This is a genomic window from Fictibacillus sp. 18YEL24, assembly GCF_015903855.1.
Taxonomy (GTDB): Bacteria; Bacillota; Bacilli; order Bacillales; family Fictibacillaceae; genus Fictibacillus; species Fictibacillus phosphorivorans_C.
On the sequence record NZ_JACZDT010000001.1, the window covers coordinates 341,674 to 359,110 of the forward strand.

A 17,437-nucleotide genomic window follows, 5' to 3' on the forward strand; every position below is an offset into this window, starting at 1 on the left:
AAGGACGCTGTCATTCAAGATAGCGTCTTTTTATTGTGAAAAGTGCCAAAAACTCGACTAGAGAACAAATGTTCGGTATAATTAAATTAAGTGAACAAAGGAGTTGATTGGTATGCGAAAAAAGAAGTGCACCATGAGTATTCCTACCATTATTGAATGTTTTCAAATGGGAATGACCTCCAATGAGATCGCATTACAGGCAAATGTGACAGCAAGATATATCAATTCTGTTCTGCAGCAACATAACGTTGAAAGACAACCACACAGCAGCTGGTTAAGACGTTATACAGTGAATGAAAATTACTTCAAAACATGGTCAGCATCTATGGCATATGTACTAGGCTTTTTCGCTGCAGATGGTTGCTTGCCAAAAGATTTGCAGTTGGTAAGTTTTTCACAAAAAGATCCTAAAATCCTCGAAGATATTAGAGAAGAACTTCAATCTACACACCCAATCAAAACAAATCCTCGAACAGGCGTACACTTATTAAACATCTCAAGTAAGATTATGAAAGAAGATTTAATGAAATTACACGGGATGAGTCCAAAGAAGTCAACAATATTAGAGTTTCCATATGTTCCAGAGGAGTATTTAAGTCATTTTGTTAGAGGTTTCTTTGATGGTGATGGGAATATTAACTACAAGAAAAGAACAGTTTCTTTTGTTGGTGGCTCACAAACATTTATGGAACATCTTAAGAAAAGATTAGAACGTTACTCATTTGAACCTTTCATAGTAAGTAAGGAAAAGTATCACAGATTATTCCTATCAGGGAGAAAAACCGTTTATCACTTTGGGCAATGGATTTATAAAGATAAAAACTTATATATTGAAAGAAAACATTTAGAATTTAACAGAGAAAAATTGCCTCCAGATCAAATAAAGGATCGTCCGTTTAAGGCCCATAAATCTGCAATAGAAGCAAGGAAATTAAAATTACTGTATTATTATAATTTATATCGAGATTTTCCAGAGGCTTGCAAAAGTGCAAACATAGGAATTAATACTTTTTATCGTTGGATAAGTACCGACGAAGAGTTTCAACTGAAATTCAATTCTATATGTAATGAAAAGAAAATTTAGTTAAGAAAACACATCAATCGCAATTTTTGGATTGGTGTTTGTGTTTTAAAGACACACAATAGACGAATAGACGATACTATTTAAAGTAAGTTAATTATTTATTACTAGTTAACGTAATATCTATTCTCGGAAGCTATGTAAACCATAATGAAACAAGTCTCAAAACCAAAGATTACTTAAGATAGTGAGACGAAATGAAAAAAATGGGTAAATTTATGTAATTGCCACATCTTAAAATTCACATTAAGACGCAGCGAATATTTTTATCTTTTTCGAGAATTTTTTTGACCACCAAATAAACTATTTTTCTTACAATGATGAATACTTGACTCTATACAACAATTTGTTGACGACTCTTCTCTAAATTCTTCAATAGTTGGTGTTGGTGAAATAAACAATGATGCTGTGTTAATTGTAATCGTCCCTGCTGAAATTAACGGAGTAATTGATCGCAAGACTATTGAAACGGATTCACCTGGCATCAATCTTACATTAAGAGCTAACTCTAAATTTGTATTTGCTGAAAATCCTGCTACTGAAGCTGCTGGAAAGAATTGAGTTGCTGTTGAATCAGCAATTACCCTCCCTGTACTCGTAACAAGCTCGAATAACAATGTATTTGCAACCCCAGTGGTTGTAGTAACAGTTGAACTAACAATATACGCAATATCGTAGATTCCACCAGTAGTTGTTTGGAGTCCTGAAGCAACTCCATTTCTCAAAAATTCTATGCCTGTAGTTGTTACAGCATCGTCTAGTGTTATTAAAACTGGGAAAGTTGTAGTTGTTGTAGTTAGCGCTTGGAAAGATGATTCTTTAGCTGCTATTCCAGATCCCAGACCTGCTCTATTCAAATCATCACATGAAAAACAATCATTATGAAATGTATTTCTTCTTTTAGCCATTTTCATTCCCCTTCCCTATCTATTCTTATTATTAAATGAAAAACTTTACTTTTCCGACATGGACAATAGTGGAATAAGTTAAAATAACTTTTCATAATTATGGATTCATAGTATAATGCTATAATTCCGACATAACTCATAGGATTTGGAGGGTTTATAGTTATGGAACAAACAGAATCATATCTTTCTTCAAATAAACAACCTGCGTTTCAGCCCACTACTGTAGTTGCAAAATTACAGCCTATGCAAAGAACTTACGTATTTTTGGGAGGACTTGCAGCAGTAATCTTGTTTTTTTTAATAGTTAAAGTTGCTAACTGGACACAAGGCAGCCTTTTTATCATCGGATTAGCACTTGGTGGAGCTTTACTTTATGCACGCTTTGGCTTTACTTCAGCTTTTCGCAGATTGGTTTCAGTAGGTAATGTTCAAGGACTTCAAGCACATATGCTGATGCTTGCAGTTGCATCCGTATTATTTGCCATTATTTTTAGTACTGGGTTTAGTTTTACTGGTGTTGAACCCACAGGAAATGTATCACCAGTTGGCATTAGTATCTTAGTTGGTGCCTTTCTTTTTGGTATTGGGATGCAGTTCGGAAACGGGTGTGCGTCAGGAACACTTTACTCTTTAGGTGGCGGATCTTCATCAATGATTTTAACCCTTATCTCATTTATTGCAGGATCTGTTCTTGGAGCTTACCACTTCGCATTTTGGATGGGATTGCCTTCTCTTCCGCCACTTTCTTTAAACCAGGTTCCAGGTCTCGGCTTTTTTGGCGCTTTAGTTATTCAATTAGGATTATTTGCACTAATCTACTGGATAACCGTTCAAATAGCTAAAAAGAAAAAGCCGCCTATGATGAAGCCACTTCCTACTACAGTGGGATGGAAAAAAGTACTTCGTGGTTCTTGGCCATTATTCACGGCAGCTATTGTTCTCGCTTTATTAAATGCATTAACGTTAGCTGTTAAAGGAAGTCCATGGGGTATTACATCAGCGTTTGCATTATGGGGCGGTAAAGCTATGATGGCAACAGGTGTTGACGTATCCACTTGGGGTTATTTTGACGGAAAGAATGGCGAAGCTCTTACGAAAAGTGTTCTTACAGATGCAACCAGCGTAATGAACTTTGGTATTATTCTAGGCGCATTTCTTTCAGCTTCTTTCCAAGGAACGTTTAAACCTGGAAAGATCAAACCCGGTATTGCTGGCGCATCCATAATTGGTGGATTATTGATGGGATATGGTGCTCGCTTAGCATTCGGCTGCAACATTGGTGCTTACTTTAGCGGAATAGCTTCATTTAGCCTACACGGCTGGGTATGGGCAGTTATGGCTATGTTAGGTACGTATTTAGCTCTGTTCGTTCGACCAATGTTCGGATTGAAGAATCCTAAATCTACAGATTCAATTTGTTAACATAAAAAAGCTAATGGATGAGAAGCATCCATTAGCTTTTTTACTATCTTGAAACATTAAATAATAATTATCCGATTTCACCCATAATCCGCCTAGGTTCAGTTCGGTGTGGAACGTTTTTACTCAATACAGAAATTGCATATGTATGACCTGGAAAATAGAATAACCCTACATTATGTTCCACCCCTGAAACATCGCCCGTCTTGTGAGCTGCTTCCCAATTCGGAATCATTCCAATAGGACCTTCTACATCTGGAAGTAAACTTGGAAGTAAATCGTTCATCTTCTGTTGTTTTAGAATCTTGATCATCATATCACATGCCTTAATTGATACAACTCTACCTAATGCTAATTGGGTTAAAAACTGATTTATTTCATTCGGTGTTATAACGTTCAATTCACCAGGCTTTCTGTCGGGTGAAATTTGCAGTTTGTGTTTTAGTTGGCTCTTTTTTAATCCCCATCCTGACATGTGTGCTGAAATGTTCTCTAGACCTATAAGATCAATCAAGATATTTGTTGCAGTATTATCACTTTCAATAATCATTAGCACAAGGAGATCATAAATCGTCCATTCCATACCCGCAGACAAATGCTTCAAAATACCATCCCCAGGTACAAAGTCTTCTTCTTGAATTTGAACTTTATCTTGCAAACGACATTTCCCTTCAAATGCATGTGCAAAGACAGCCGCCATTATAGGAACCTTTATAATACTAGCAGCATAGAAGGTTTCATTTTCATAGTGAGTAAAGCTCTCTTTCGTACGAAAATCATACAATGAACAGCCATACATCGCTTTCCCAGATGAAAACAATTCAGATAATGAATGTTCAATTTGTTTTAACATACCGCTTCCCCGCTTTCTTAAGATATCTAAATCTACTTATTATTCTTATTTAAAAATTAATCAAAAAATCGCATTTACAGAACACGGAAACAAAAATAGACTGAGAGCGTTACGAGTTCAATGAGTTGCCTATAAACAATAAATTAAAGGAGGGATGACCTGAAGGAGCAGATTTGTATTGTCGGAAGCGGTACCTCTGGTTTACAGCTCGCTTATTCGCTTAAAGAGGATTTTCAAGCAGATGCAGTAGCCGAGTGGTTTACTTTTCCTTCATCTGCTCACAAAGTAGACTTAAAACAAACTTAATTACTAAAAAAACTTATTAACAATGTAAAGCACCTGAAACTTTAATCAGGTGCTTTTTTTCTAACTTAACACATTAAAATATCGTGCTTCTGGATGTGCAAAAACAATAGCAGATACGGAGGCTTCTGGCTCCATCATGCAGCCTTCGGTCAGTTGAATACCAATATCTTCTGGCTTTAACAATTTAAATAGCTTTTGCTGATCTTCTAATTCTGGACAAGCGGGATAGCCGAATGAAAACCTTTGACCCTGATAACGAGCGGAAAATCGTTCTCTCATTGTAAAATCTACCGAGTCTGGAAAGCCCCATCGATCTCGCATCTGCTGGTGAAGAAGTTCAGCGAAACCTTCTGCCGTTTCTAAAGCTAAAGCTTGAAGTGCATGACTTTCAAGAAATCGTCCTTCTTTCTTATATTCTTCAGCTTGTTCACGAATACCTGTACCTGCTGTAACAGAAAAGAATCCAACATAGTCCATCTTCCCGCTTTCTTTTGAGCGTAAATAATCTGCAATACAAAGATATGGCTCTTTGTTTTGTCTTGGGAATTCAAACTTTTCAATAACCGTTCTTTGATCAATCGGATCATAGATCAGAATTCGTTCTCCATCACTTTGTGCAGGAAAGAATTGATATAGAGCGGAAGGTTTAATTAAATTCTTTTCTTTCGCCTCTTTTAACAGATGATCGATCAATGATTTAATTTCAAGTGTTCGCTCGTCCTTTTCTTGAAGCAATCTAGTGATTTTGCCTTTTATGCCAAGATGATGTCCCAGCAGCATCTGTAGATTGATGTAAGGCTGAATATGTGAGAGTGAGTAGTTTTTTAAAATGTGTCTTTTTGTATCGTTCGGAACAAAAATGGGAGCAGTTTGTGAAACCTTTGACCGGACTCTAACGGCAGTTGTAACCCCTCCGGAACCTTCATTTACTTCTGAGTGCAGTGCTATTGTCTTTTTTCTCTGTTCAAATTCTACCGATAGTCGATCAAACTCTTTTGGGGTTTGAATCTGATTTGCAATTGAGAGACCTTCCATCGCATCTTTTGCATAAAGAACCATTCCTTCGTATTCCTTCGATATCTTCGTGTCTGTAAACTTTCTTGATAATGCAGCACCACCTACCAAAATGGGTGTTGAAATGTTCGCTTCTTTCATATCGTTTGCCGTTAACACCATCTGTTGAGCAGATTTTACGAGCAATCCAGAAAGTCCGATAATATTTGGTTGTTCTTTTTTGATCGCTTCAATTAACGTTTGAGACGTTACCTTAATCCCTAGGTCTACTACTTTAAATCCATTATTGCTTAGAATGATATCTACCAGGTTTTTACCGATGTCATGAACATCACCCTTAACTGTAGCAAGTAACACTTTTCCTTTTGAAGCAGATTCATCATTCGTTTCCATGTAAGGTTCTAGATAAGCAACAGATGCTTTCATAACTTCCGCACTTTGCAGGACTTCTGCAACGATTAGCTGGTTCTCATTGAAAAGTCTGCCCACTTCTTTCATGCCATCCATTAAAGGACCATTAATGATGCTTAATGGAGTAGCATACTTTTGTAATGCAATCTCTAAGTCAGGAATTAGTCCTTCTTTCGTACCCTCTAAGATATAATAGTGAAGCCGCTCTTCTAAACTCATATCAGGCAGCTTTGACCTTGTTTCTTTCTTCTTGCCTCTATAAAAATCTGTAAAAGTAGATAATGCTTCCTCTGTTGTTCGAAATAATAGATTTTCTGCCATCTCAATTTCTTCCGGTGAAATAGAAGCAAAACGTTCTAGCTTTTCAGTATTTACGATCGCGTAATCAAGTCCCGCTTGTGTGCAATGGTAGAGATACACTGCATTTAATATTTCGCGTCCGACGGGTGGCAATCCGAATGATACGTTACTGACTCCTAAAATGGTTAAGCATTGCGGAAAGTGTTCCTTTATCAGGCGAATGCCTTCAACCGTTGCATTCGCTGAGCCAATGTACTGTTCATCACCTGTACCCACTGGAAAAACGAGCGGATCGAAAATGATGTCTGACGGTGAGACTTTATATTTTTCTACTAATAGGTCATACGATCTTCTTGCGATTTCCAATTTCCGCTCAGCCGAAACGCCCATTCCAATCTCATCGATCGTTCCAACCACTACCGCTGCTCCGTATTTATGAAGAAGCGGGATCACTTTTTCAAACCGTTCTTCACCATCTTCTAAGTTAATGGAATTGATGATGGCTTTACCTTGTGAGTACTTTAACGCTAGCTCAATAACATCCTCATCTGTAGAATCGATGACAAATGGAATTTTCACTTTCTTAACCGCTTCTTTCATGAACTCTTCCATATCGCTTAATTCACCCCGGTCAGGATCAGCTAAACAAACGTCGAGTACATGTGCACCACCTTTTACTTGAGCCCTTGCAATCTCAGCCGCTTCTTCAAATTTCCCCTCAGCAATTAACCGTTTAAATTTTCGTGATCCGATTACATTTGTTCTTTCTCCTACCATGATCGGTCTTAACGTTGGATCATCATAGATAAAGGGTTCTATTCCAGAGACCATATGAGTTTCGTATACTTGCAGGTGACGTGGTGGATAGTTCTTCATAACTTTTGAGAGTGCTTCGATATGTGCAGGTGTCGTACCACAACAGCCACCAACGATATTCAACCACCCTTTTTGAGCAAATCCGGATAGCTTAGCGGCTAATGATTCTGGCGTTTCATGATAATTTCCTTCTTCATCAGGAAGCCCTGCGTTCGGATAACAGCTCACTGCTGTAGTAGACAGATTCGACAGGGAACGTATGTGATCTTGCATGAATTCAGGACCTGTCGCACAGTTTAATCCTACTGCGATCGGGTTCATATGCTTCAACGAAATATAAAAAGCCTCAATCGACTGACCCGCAAGTGTGGTTCCCATCGGTTCAATCGTTCCAGAAACCATAAGTGGTATTCTTTTTCCCGTTTGTTCAACAGCTTGCTCAATCCCTAAAAAGCCAGCTTTTACATTCAGCATATCTTGGCTTGTCTCTAAGAGGAGAAGATCCGCACCTCCGTCAATCAATCCTCGTGCTTGTTCAGCATAAGCATCTCTTAACGCATCAAACGTAGTTCCGCCCGTAACACTGAGGGTTTTTGTAGTCGGCCCGAGTGAGCCGGCAACAAAACGAGGCCACTGTTCTGTTGAAACAGCATCAGCGGCTTTCCTTGCAATTTCTGCTCCAAGCTTATTGATCTCATAAGCTCTATCACCGAGTTCGTATTCATCCAGTACGAGATTCGTACCTCCGAATGTATTCGTTTCAATGATATCAGCGCCTGCCGCAAGATATTTATAATGAATGTTTTCGATAACATGTGGTGCCGTTATGTTTAAATACTCATTACAACCGTCAAACTCCTCACCGCCAAAATCTTCTGGTGTGAGTTCCGCTTCTTGAAGCATCGTTCCCATCGCACCATCCATGATTAATATCTTTGATTCCAACTGTTTTTCTATTGATGACTTAGGCATTCTGTGACCTCCTGGCTAAAAGTGATGGAGAGTTAGCTCGTGCATATTGTGCTAACTCAACAGTTAGTTCGTAACGCATAAATGGCGTGATCAGGTAGATCCCGTTAAAGAGTTCCATGGCTGTGTCTAATAACGACTTGGCGATCAATAAGCCTTCTTTACATGCCTGTGTTGGATTATCTTTATACTTGCCCATGCGATCACGCACAGAATCAGACAGTTTGATACCTGGAACTTCATGATGAAGAAACTCTGCGTTTCGGGAAGAGGTTAACGGCATGATTCCAATATAGATCGGTTTATCAATGTGCTTTGTAGCCTCATACGTTTCAATTAGTCTTTGCTCTGAAAATACAGGCTGACTGATAAAGTAATCTGCGCCGTATGCGATTTTCTTCTCTAACCGCTCAACGGCTTTATCAATAGATCGGATATTAGGGTTAAAAGCCGCCCCGACCGTAAAGGATGTTTTTTCTCCAAGCTCTTTCCCTGATAGTGATAACCCTTCATTAAACTGCTTGATGAGCTTGATCAGTTCAAATGACGTGACATCATATACAGACGATGCACCTGGGAAATCTCCAACACTTGCGGGATCTCCTGTAACTGCAAGTATTTCATGGATGCCATGCGTGTGAAGCCCCATCAGGTGAGATTGAAGGCCGATTAAATTTCTGTCGCGGCACGTAATATGAACGAGCGGACGAAGGTTAAGTTGGGACTGCACGATTGACCCTAATGCAGAGTTACATACACGTGGCGAAGCAAGCGAATTATCTGCGAGTGTAAGTGCGTCGATCCCCGCTTCTTTTAACGCTTTTGCTCCTTCCATAAAACGTGATGTATCTAATTTACGTGGTGGATCTAATTCAACAATAATCGATTGCTTCTTCGTTACTTCTTCACTTAATGGTATGTATTTAGGCTTTGATGCTGACTGAATGACGATCTTTCGCTTTCTTTGTTTTACTTCTTTTTCTGTTACAGGCTCTAAGTTTTTAAGTTCAGTAGAGAAGGCGTGTATATGAGCAGGCGTCGTACCACAACATCCGCCTAGTAGGCGAACTCCTTGCTGCCTGAACAAATGGGCACATTCTTTAAAATAATCAGCGTCCCCTTCGTACTTAAAACGCCCATCTGTATAGGAAGGAAGCGATGCATTGGGAAACGCTGAAAGATAAGCCCGATTTGGTAATGGAACTTCCTCAAGCGTCATCAGCATGTGATACGGCCCAAGACGACAGTTTAAACCCACAATATCAGCACCAATGTTCTCTAAAGAGGTCAAAGCTTCTGAAATGGGAGTCCGGTCCTGCATAAAGCCGACTTCTTGCAATGACACTTGAGCAATAATCGGAAGTGATGTTTCTTTTCTAGCAATCTCTAAAACGGTTTCTAGTTCTTCTAGGTCATAATAGGTTTCTAATTGGATGCCATCAACATTCTCCATCAGCAAACAATACAGCTGCTCACGAAAACTGCGCTTGATCTCATCCAGAGAAATGCTATTCGGTTTAATACCGCGTATTCCACCGATCGTACCTACAACATATTTGTTATGAGCGGCTTTTCTGGCAATTTGAACAGCCGCTTTGTTGATCTCTTTTACGTGATCTTGAAGTCCATAGCGTTCGAGCTTCGAATAGTTCGCTGCATACGTATTGGTTTGAATGATATCAGCACCTGCATCTAAATAAGCGCGATGGATGTTATAGATCTGCTCTTCTTGAGAAAGATTTAACTCTTCATAACAAAAATCAGATCCATACGAATACAGAAGCGTTCCCATCGCACCATCACCGACCAGTATCTTGTTTCTGTGATTAAACTCATGATAGCCTCCTCTATAAAAATAAAAAGCCCTCTATAAAAGAAGACTTTTTTAAGCGTCGGGGTCTTCTTATCTTTACAAGTTCAACAAGTGAACTCGCAGGAATTAGCACCTTTTCAGCTTGTAGCTGCTGGTTGCTGAGGTTTCATAGGGCCGCTCCCTCTACCTCTCTTGATAAGGATTTATTCATTTATTGGTTCATTTACTAAATTGCGCTCTATTCTTTTTAATAATTCCTGTTTATACGAGCGCTGTTTTTCTTCGTCATATAAAAAGGACTGATCTGTTAGCTTTGTTAATAAGGCTTTTCGACAATTTTGCGGAAATTCCTTCTTAATGATGGATCTGCATTCGAATAAAAAATCTAAATAACTTTCATAGTCTTCACTGTATTTTTGCTGAAGCTCTTTTTTTATAGATTTAGATAGACTTGGACTAGCTCCAGAGGTGGAAACAGAGAGTATGAGCTTACCTCTTTTTACAACACTAGGAACAATAAAATTGCCAAGGTGCGGTTGATCAGCGACATTCACAAGCTGTTTTGGACTTGCTTGTTCTGCAATCCAAGAGTTACTCTCTGTACAATTGGTCGCAGCAACGATTAGAAATGCTTCGACCAAATCTTCCCGTACAACTTTTCTTTCAATCCAAATCAGCTTTTGTTCAGCATGCCATTCCTGAATCTCGTTAACAACGACTGGACTGATTACAGTTATTTTTGCTTCTTCATTTATTAAACCTTTTATTTTTCTAAAGGCTACCAAACCACCGCCTGCTACTACAACCTTTCTGCCAGTCAAATTTATGTGAATAGGATACATAGCATTCCTCTCTTTTTAAGAAAATGCATACTTATTTGTTTCAATTGTTTCATGGATACGCGTGAGAAGCACGTCTTTAAGAATAGGATGGTAGCCAAGAGTGTCACAAAGAGTTACGTTTTGTGTGGTTTGTTGCTGATAGCGAGTTATCGTATGTTTCATTCCGTTTATTAAGAGTCCTGAAAATAGAAGATAAGGCACAACGTTAACTTGCTCATATGATTCGCTGCTGCACCAGAGTGCTTCCTCAAAGCTAGGTTTTGAACCAGTTAGAAAACAAGCTTGAATACTAGGGATTCCGTAATGATTTTGAAGGTTAGATGCTATTACTTCTAGGTCCCGTTTTACATCCTGATCGGTGCTTCCTCTGCCTACAAGCAGGATCTGTGTATTTCTTCTTAAATTAACTGCACTTTTGGTGATCTTTTCCCACAACAAATGCGAAATGGCATCGTGTACACCGAAGGCACGCCCGTAATTTACATCAACTCCTGGAAATTTATTATGCAAGTGCTGAAGTTCTTTTGGTATGTCTATTTTTATATGGTTTGCACTTAATAAGAACACAGGAATCACAGAGATGTTCGTTGCTCCTTTTTGTATACACCTTTCAAATCCTTGAGCGATAGAGGGTTCAGCAAGCTCTAGAAAACAAATCTCTTTAATGGGCACATCCACTTGTGACATACAAAGTCTCACAAATTCTTCTGCTTCTATTCGTCCTTTTGCAAGTCTTGTACCGTGACAGATAAAGAGCAATGCCTTCATTTACAAAGCCTCTCTTACGTCAGCAAGCTTACTCTGTTCATCGTTCAGCTGTTCGAACCATTTCAGTTCACTGCGAAGACGAACGACTTCACCAACAATGATCATACTCGGATTCTCAATATGTTCAGTAAGCACGATTTCCTCAATCGTATCAAGTGTACCTGTAACGGTTCGTTGATTCTCTAAAGAACCCCATTGAACGAGAGCAACTGGTGTGTCTTTGCTTTTTCCGTTCTTCGTTAACTGTTTGCAAATATAACCTAGGTTGCCCACTCCCATATAGATTGCTAACGTATCAATACCGTTCGCTAGACTTTCCCATTTCAGTTCATCTTCTTTGCCTTTTTTGCGATGACCTGTGACGACCGCATAACTTGAAGCGATGTTTCGATGTGTAACAGGAATGCCCGCATAAGCTGGTGCTGCAATCCCTGATGTTATCCCAGGAATCACCTCAAAAGGAATGCGACTTCTTGCAAGTGTTTCTGCTTCTTCTCCTCCTCTTCCAAACACGAAGGGATCACCGCCTTTAAGGCGAGTTACAACTTTTCCTTTTTGAGCGTGTTTAACTAAGAAACTGTTGATCGTTTCTTGCTTCATGAAATGATAGTTTGGCAGTTTACCGCAATAGATTAAGTCACAGTCAGGTTTTGCATAAGAGAGCAGTTCTTTGTTCACTAATCGATCATATAAAATGACATCCGCATCTTGTATACAACGCAGACCTTTTACAGTTATCAGCCCTGGATCACCCGGACCAGCTCCGACAAGATACACTTTTCCCATCATCATCACTCCTTTAAGGATTTAATATCGTTTCACGTTCATACAGCACAAAGCCGTTCCCCGTTCGAATTCGTTTCTTTTCATAAAGAGAGATCTCATCAACTTCAGGCTGTTTCAAAAAATACTTCTCGAGCTCGATGTCAACTAATTGAAAAGCCTGTTCATCTGTTGAAGCTGCTATCACAACAGGAATAACCTCTGATTTCAAAATCACTTCGAACCGGTATAAATACATAGCGAGACCTCCATTTTATGAGACTTTTTCTTCTAATTCTTCTGCAATTCGGTCCAGCTCTATTTGAAGATGTTCCAACCCGACACGGTCTATATAGTCAAAAAAGCTCTCTGATGGAAGTTTCGTTTCTTTAAATATGGTAAGAAATCGTAATAGTACTTCGTCTAGCGAATCCGCATGAAACTTTCCTTTCAGCTTTTCATTAAATTTTCCGCCGTCATCAAGTGTGCCACCTACATATATCTCAAAGGCTTGAACCATCTTCTTCTCTTTCGTTTTTAACAATACACCCTGAAGACCAATATCTGCGATCTGACGCTGTCCGCATGAGTTAGGACAGCCAACCATATGAATGCGAACGGGAACATCTAGAGTTATTTTCTGATCGAGGTTCTCTGCAATTCTACGCATCCGTTCTTTCGTTTCAACGAGTGCCAAGTTGCAATACTCGATACCGGTACAAGAAACAGAATGACCTATGAAAGATAGAGGCTGAGTAGTGATACGTTTGAAGATGCTTTCTTTTAATAGCAACTCAACGTTTTCGTGTTTCACATTAGGAATAATTAAGTTTTGAGAGTTTACCGTTCGGATTTCACCGTTTCCGTATTTCTTCGCAATATTAGCGAGTTCTAAAACTTCGTTAGCATGAAGTCTACCAACAGGTACGTTAAAACCGATATAGCTTAATCCTTCTTGCTTTTGAGGATGAACACCATAGAAGTAACCGCCGTTCCATGTTTTAAGAGCATCTTTTCCTTTAGAGTGAAGCGGTCCGGTATATTCTAAGAGTTTCTCTTTAAATTTATCAGGTCCCCAATCTGCCATTAAGAATTTAAGACGAGCAAGGTGACGTTTTTCCCGATAACCGTAGTCACGGAAAATGGTAGTAATCGCGATAGAAACGTCTTTAACCTGTTCAGGTTCAATGAACACATCGAGTGGCTGTGCTAAGAAAGGACGAGAAGAAAGACCTCCGCCAATCTTGATATGAAACCCTGGAACTTCCTTTTCATCAATTACTTTATATGCGGGAGTAAAGGCCACACAGTTGATTTCAGCATGTGCACTATTGTTCACATTAGAACTAATTGACATTTTGTATTTTCTCGGCAAGTTAGAGAAATCTTCATTATGCTGAAAAAACTCATATACTTCTTTTACGATCTCAGTCGTATCAAAGAGTTCGTGTGGATCGATACCTGCTATCGGATTACCCATGATGTTTCGTGTAATGTCTCCGCATGCACCAGCGCTCGATAACCCGACTGATTCTAAACGATTAAAGATGTCGGGAATCTGGTCAATTGTCAGCCAGTGAAATTGAATAGCCTGGCGTGTCGTGATATCGAATACATTTCTTCCATAATCTTTACAAATATGTGCTAATGCTTTTACTTGTTCATAACTTAAAATCCCTGATGGAACATTAACCCTCATCATAAAATAGCCGTCTTCTTTTGGTCGCTGCAGATAAAGGCCCGCCCACTTGAAACTATCCCATTCTTCTTTTGGAATAGAAGAAAAGCCGTTTTTTGCGTAATCAGGGATATCTTCAAATATTTTCAATCCGTCTTTTACAAGCTTTTTTTGTTCTGTTTTATTGATCTTCGAATTTTCTGCCCACGTCTTTTCATATGCCATTCTCTCAGTCTCCTTTTTATTTAGTTAAATCAGCTTCCTTTTTTTCAAATAATTTAAGATGCTCTCCACACTCTCGGAAACATTTTGTTTGTTTGTATGTATGGTAAGAGCAGGTGAAACCGGTTCTTCATAAGGTGAATCAATTCCAGTAAAGTCAGGAATCTCACCTTTTCGCGCTTTGCTGTATAAACCTTTTGGATCTCTTTTTTCACATTCGTCAATCGGACATGAAACGAAAATTTCTATGAATTCTTCTTCTGAAATGATTTTCTTCGCCATATCCCGATCTTGTATAAACGGTGAGATAAAAGCTGTAAGTACGACTGTTCCATTATCTACAAATAGCTTTGACACTTCAGAAATGCGTCGTATGTTTTCACTTCGATCTTTATCTGAGAAAGAAAGATCACGGTTTAATCCATTTCGAATGTTATCTCCATCTAACACATAGTTTCTTATTTCTTGATCAAAAAGCACTTGCGCTAATGCATTTGCAACCGTTGATTTTCCTGATCCTGAAAGTCCTGTAAACCAAAGTACAAAACTTGAATGGTTGTTTTGTTTGCGCCTAGCTTCTTTTGTAATCGAACTATCGTGCCAAATTATATTGTGTTGATTGCTCATTTAAATCTCCTATTCTATAATTTTTATCATTTCGATTTAGTCCATTTATTAATACCTCTACTACTTCTCTTCGGCTGAACGTACTAGGGGGAAGTTCTCCATTTCGAAGAAGTTCTCTTACCTTTGTTCCTGATAAGATGACATGTTCTTCCGTAGGGTGTGGACATGTTTTCGAAGAAGCCATTCCTTCACATTTGTTGCAATAAAAGCTATGTTCAAAAAACAAAGTTTGGATGCCGATCTCCTCTTCTGTAAACTGGGAAAAGATCTCTTGTGCTTCATACGTTCCGTAATAATTTCCTACTCCAGCATGGTCACGACCTACGATAAAGTGAGAGCAGCCGTAATTTTTTCTGACGATCGCATGGAAGATGGCTTCACGAGGACCTGCATAGCGCATCGCTGCAGGAAATACAGCAAGAAACACACGGTTATTAGGATAATAGTTTTTTAGTAGAACATGATAGCTTTCCATTCGAACATCAGCTGGTATATCATCAGACTTTGTTTCACCAACGAGTGGATTTAAGAAGAGACCGTCTACAATTTCAAGTGCAGCTTTTTGAATATATTCATGAGCACGGTGAACGGGATTTCTCGTTTGAAAACCTACAACGGTACTCCAACCTAATTCCTTAAACTGTTTTCTTGTTTCACTAGGATCGAGATGATACTCGTTGAACGAATTTTTCTTAATACGTCTAATTAACGTAATCTCGCCGCCTATATAAACTGAACGACGTTCGAACATCTTCTTAACTCCTGGATGATTATGATCGGATGTCTTATAAACATGTTCCGCTTCAATTTGCTTTACAGGAGTGTAAACATCACCTACGTTAAGGATTCCGTAGGTTACACCATCGTAAGTTAAACGAACTTCTTCACCTCTTTTAAGTGTAGATGCTGTATCAGAATCTACCGGTAACGTGATAGGTAAGCTCCAAACCGTTCCATCACTAAGCCTGATATCGTGGACAACAGATTGATAATCTTTTTGGTTCAAAAAACCTGTTAATGGACTGTATGCTCCAATAGCGATCAATTCAAGGTCGCTAAGTGCTGTTGCATCAAGAATGATTTCTTTTTTAATGTGCTGATATGGTGTGTCAGGCTTGAATCGATTGATCAGTTGCCCTCCATGCGGTTGAATCGTACTCATATTGTTTCTCTCCTCCTAATAATTCTCTATTTATTCTCATGAAGCCCGCATTCTAGTTTTCCAGTTCCTGACCATCGCCCAGAACGAAGATCATCTGCGTTAATAGCTGCCTGTGTACATGGGGCGCAGCCTATACTTGGATAGCCATTGTCATGTAGTTTGTTATACGGCAAGTCATGCTTATGGGCATACCTCCAAATATCTTTCCACGTCCAATGAATGAGCGGACAAATCTTAATACTTTTGAACCGTTCATCTCTGTTGACGAATTCGGTATTGCTCCTAGCAACTGACTGCTCCTTACGAAGACCAGAGAGCCAAGCTTTTACCCCTTTTAACTCTTCTTCTAAAGGAATCACCTTTCTGATCGTGCAACATAGATTAGAGTCCACGTTCCAAAGAGCATCACTGTGTTTTTTTGCTTGCTCCTCTAGAGTGAGAGCTGGTGTCTTTAGCTTGATTCGAAGTGAAGGATACCTTTTCTTTGCAGCTTCAATTACGTCATAGGTTTCTTGAAAATGCAGGTTTGTATCGAGAAACACGATCTGTGCATCTGGCTTCACTTGAGAAACAAGATCAACAAGAACACTGCCTTCTATACCAAAACTGCATGCGTAGACTAAGTCTTCACCGTATGTTCCATAAGCCCACTCCAACACATCTAGAGCACCTTTTGTCGAATTATCATGATTAAAATCTGGTAATTTCTCATTCCAAGTTGCATACGTTAGCAATTCGCTACCTCCTTTGAACATAAAAAAAGCGGCTTTAACGTTTTTAGAGCTTAGCCCTATCGTTAAAACCGCCTCTAGTTTTCTAGTCAGCGAACTATTTAATTCTTACCTTCTCGTTCTTTTCAAGCTGAATCACTTTTCCATCTTGAACGATTAAAGTGATCGAACCAAATTTAATACTGCTCAGCATCTTCTCAAGCTGAGGAAGATAATCACTTGCACTCTTTTCGTTTGCCACTCCACTGCCTCCCTTTACAACATTCATTATCTTTTAAAGGCTCTTTCCTAAAAATTGTTGTTTTATAAGTCTTACTATTTATTCTTTGACTTTTGATTGGAGTGGAAGATGCGAGACTCCTGTGGGACAGGCGGGAAGATGAGACACTTATACGAACGTACGAATGTGGCTCACCGCCTGCCCCGCGGAAAGCGAGTATCTGCAACGGAATTCAACTCTTTCAAAAGCAACAATGAATATGAAAACAACAATAAAAAAAACCTTCCCATTTCGGAAAGATAGTGGAGGTAAACATATTACCTTATCTTCCAAAATGTAAATACATTCTGCTGGAGTTAGCACCTTACAAATCGCAGGTTGCCGGGTTTCATCGGGCCAGTTCCCTTCACCACTCTGGATAAGAGTTTAAATTTTATAAAATCATAACATATCTGAAGTGGATATCAAGACCTATTTTTTCATTTTTCTATTTTTACAAAAAATTTCAACAAATAGTTGACTTTTTATGTTTTAG

General features: G+C 39.0%; 15 protein-coding genes and 2 riboswitches. Of the genes, 2 read left to right on the plus strand and 13 right to left on the minus strand.

Features of this window, described 5'->3' with window-relative positions:
• Positions 1-112 precede the first annotated feature (112 nt).
• On the plus strand, positions 113-1,084 hold the full coding sequence (locus HU823_RS01680) for an LAGLIDADG family homing endonuclease (protein WP_197220914.1): 972 nt from the start codon (positions 113-115) through the stop codon (positions 1,082-1,084).
• Between the two features lie 263 nt (positions 1,085-1,347).
• Here the strand turns inward: HU823_RS01680 and HU823_RS01685 are convergent, their stop codons facing one another.
• Positions 1,348-1,989, minus strand: a complete 642-nt coding sequence (locus HU823_RS01685; protein ID WP_197220915.1) for a hypothetical protein — start codon at positions 1,987-1,989, stop codon at positions 1,348-1,350.
• Positions 1,990-2,151: 162 nt separating this feature from the next.
• Here HU823_RS01685 and HU823_RS01690 point away from each other — a divergent pair, with 162 nt between their 5' ends.
• On the plus strand, positions 2,152-3,411 hold the full coding sequence (locus HU823_RS01690) for a YeeE/YedE family protein (RefSeq protein WP_197220916.1): 1,260 nt from the start codon (positions 2,152-2,154) through the stop codon (positions 3,409-3,411).
• Positions 3,412-3,478: 67 nt separating this feature from the next.
• Here HU823_RS01690 and HU823_RS01695 read toward each other — a convergent pair whose 3' ends face one another.
• The 12 genes from HU823_RS01695 to HU823_RS21790 form a co-directional block, all read right to left on the minus strand.
• Positions 3,479-4,261, minus strand: coding sequence for a serine hydrolase (locus tag HU823_RS01695; RefSeq protein WP_197220917.1), 783 nt, complete (start codon positions 4,259-4,261; stop codon positions 3,479-3,481).
• 366 nt (positions 4,262-4,627) lie between these two features.
• Positions 4,628-8,080 carry a methionine synthase gene (gene metH / locus HU823_RS01700; protein ID WP_197220918.1) on the minus strand — a complete coding sequence of 1,151 codons (3,453 nt, stop codon included), beginning with the start codon at positions 8,078-8,080 and terminating at the stop codon, positions 4,628-4,630.
• A complete protein-coding gene (locus tag HU823_RS01705; protein WP_197220919.1) occupies positions 8,073-9,869 on the minus strand; it encodes a bifunctional homocysteine S-methyltransferase/methylenetetrahydrofolate reductase in 1,797 nt (598 codons plus the stop codon). Before HU823_RS01705 ends, metH begins: the two co-directional genes overlap by 8 nt.
• A gap of 108 nt (positions 9,870-9,977) precedes the next feature.
• Positions 9,978-10,092: riboswitch (SAM riboswitch) on the minus strand.
• Between the two features lies 1 nt (position 10,093).
• The gene (locus tag HU823_RS01710; RefSeq protein WP_197220920.1) at positions 10,094-10,732 is read right to left on the minus strand and encodes an NAD(P)-binding protein; all 639 of its coding nucleotides are present in this window, start codon (positions 10,730-10,732) and stop codon (positions 10,094-10,096) included.
• 15 nt (positions 10,733-10,747) lie between these two features.
• Positions 10,748-11,500: a sirohydrochlorin chelatase gene (locus HU823_RS01715; protein ID WP_197220921.1), complete on the minus strand. Its 753-nt coding sequence runs from the start codon at positions 11,498-11,500 to the stop codon at positions 10,748-10,750.
• Entirely contained in the window at positions 11,501-12,286 is a 786-nt protein-coding gene (gene cobA / locus HU823_RS01720) for a uroporphyrinogen-III C-methyltransferase (protein ID WP_066394284.1), read from the minus strand. It lies immediately after the preceding gene.
• 13 nt (positions 12,287-12,299) lie between these two features.
• On the minus strand, positions 12,300-12,521 hold the full coding sequence (locus HU823_RS01725) for a DUF3906 family protein (RefSeq protein WP_066394287.1): 222 nt from the start codon (positions 12,519-12,521) through the stop codon (positions 12,300-12,302).
• 15 nt (positions 12,522-12,536) lie between these two features.
• A complete protein-coding gene (locus HU823_RS01730; RefSeq protein ID WP_197220922.1) occupies positions 12,537-14,165 on the minus strand; it encodes a nitrite/sulfite reductase in 1,629 nt (542 codons plus the stop codon).
• A 24-nt stretch (positions 14,166-14,189) separates the two neighbouring features.
• A complete protein-coding gene (cysC, locus tag HU823_RS01735; RefSeq protein ID WP_197220923.1) occupies positions 14,190-14,789 on the minus strand; it encodes an adenylyl-sulfate kinase in 600 nt (199 codons plus the stop codon).
• Positions 14,755-15,951 carry a sulfate adenylyltransferase gene (gene sat / locus HU823_RS01740; RefSeq protein WP_197220924.1) on the minus strand — a complete coding sequence of 399 codons (1,197 nt, stop codon included), beginning with the start codon at positions 15,949-15,951 and terminating at the stop codon, positions 14,755-14,757. Before sat ends, cysC begins: the two co-directional genes overlap by 35 nt.
• A 26-nt stretch (positions 15,952-15,977) precedes the next feature.
• A complete protein-coding gene (locus tag HU823_RS01745) occupies positions 15,978-16,685 on the minus strand; it encodes a phosphoadenylyl-sulfate reductase (RefSeq protein ID WP_231607236.1) in 708 nt (235 codons plus the stop codon).
• A 94-nt stretch (positions 16,686-16,779) separates the two neighbouring features.
• Complete coding sequence (locus HU823_RS21790; protein WP_260858557.1) at positions 16,780-16,923, minus strand: YezD family protein; 144 nt, start codon at positions 16,921-16,923, stop codon at positions 16,780-16,782.
• A 298-nt stretch (positions 16,924-17,221) separates the two neighbouring features.
• Positions 17,222-17,327, minus strand: a riboswitch (SAM riboswitch).
• Positions 17,328-17,437 lie beyond the last annotated feature (110 nt).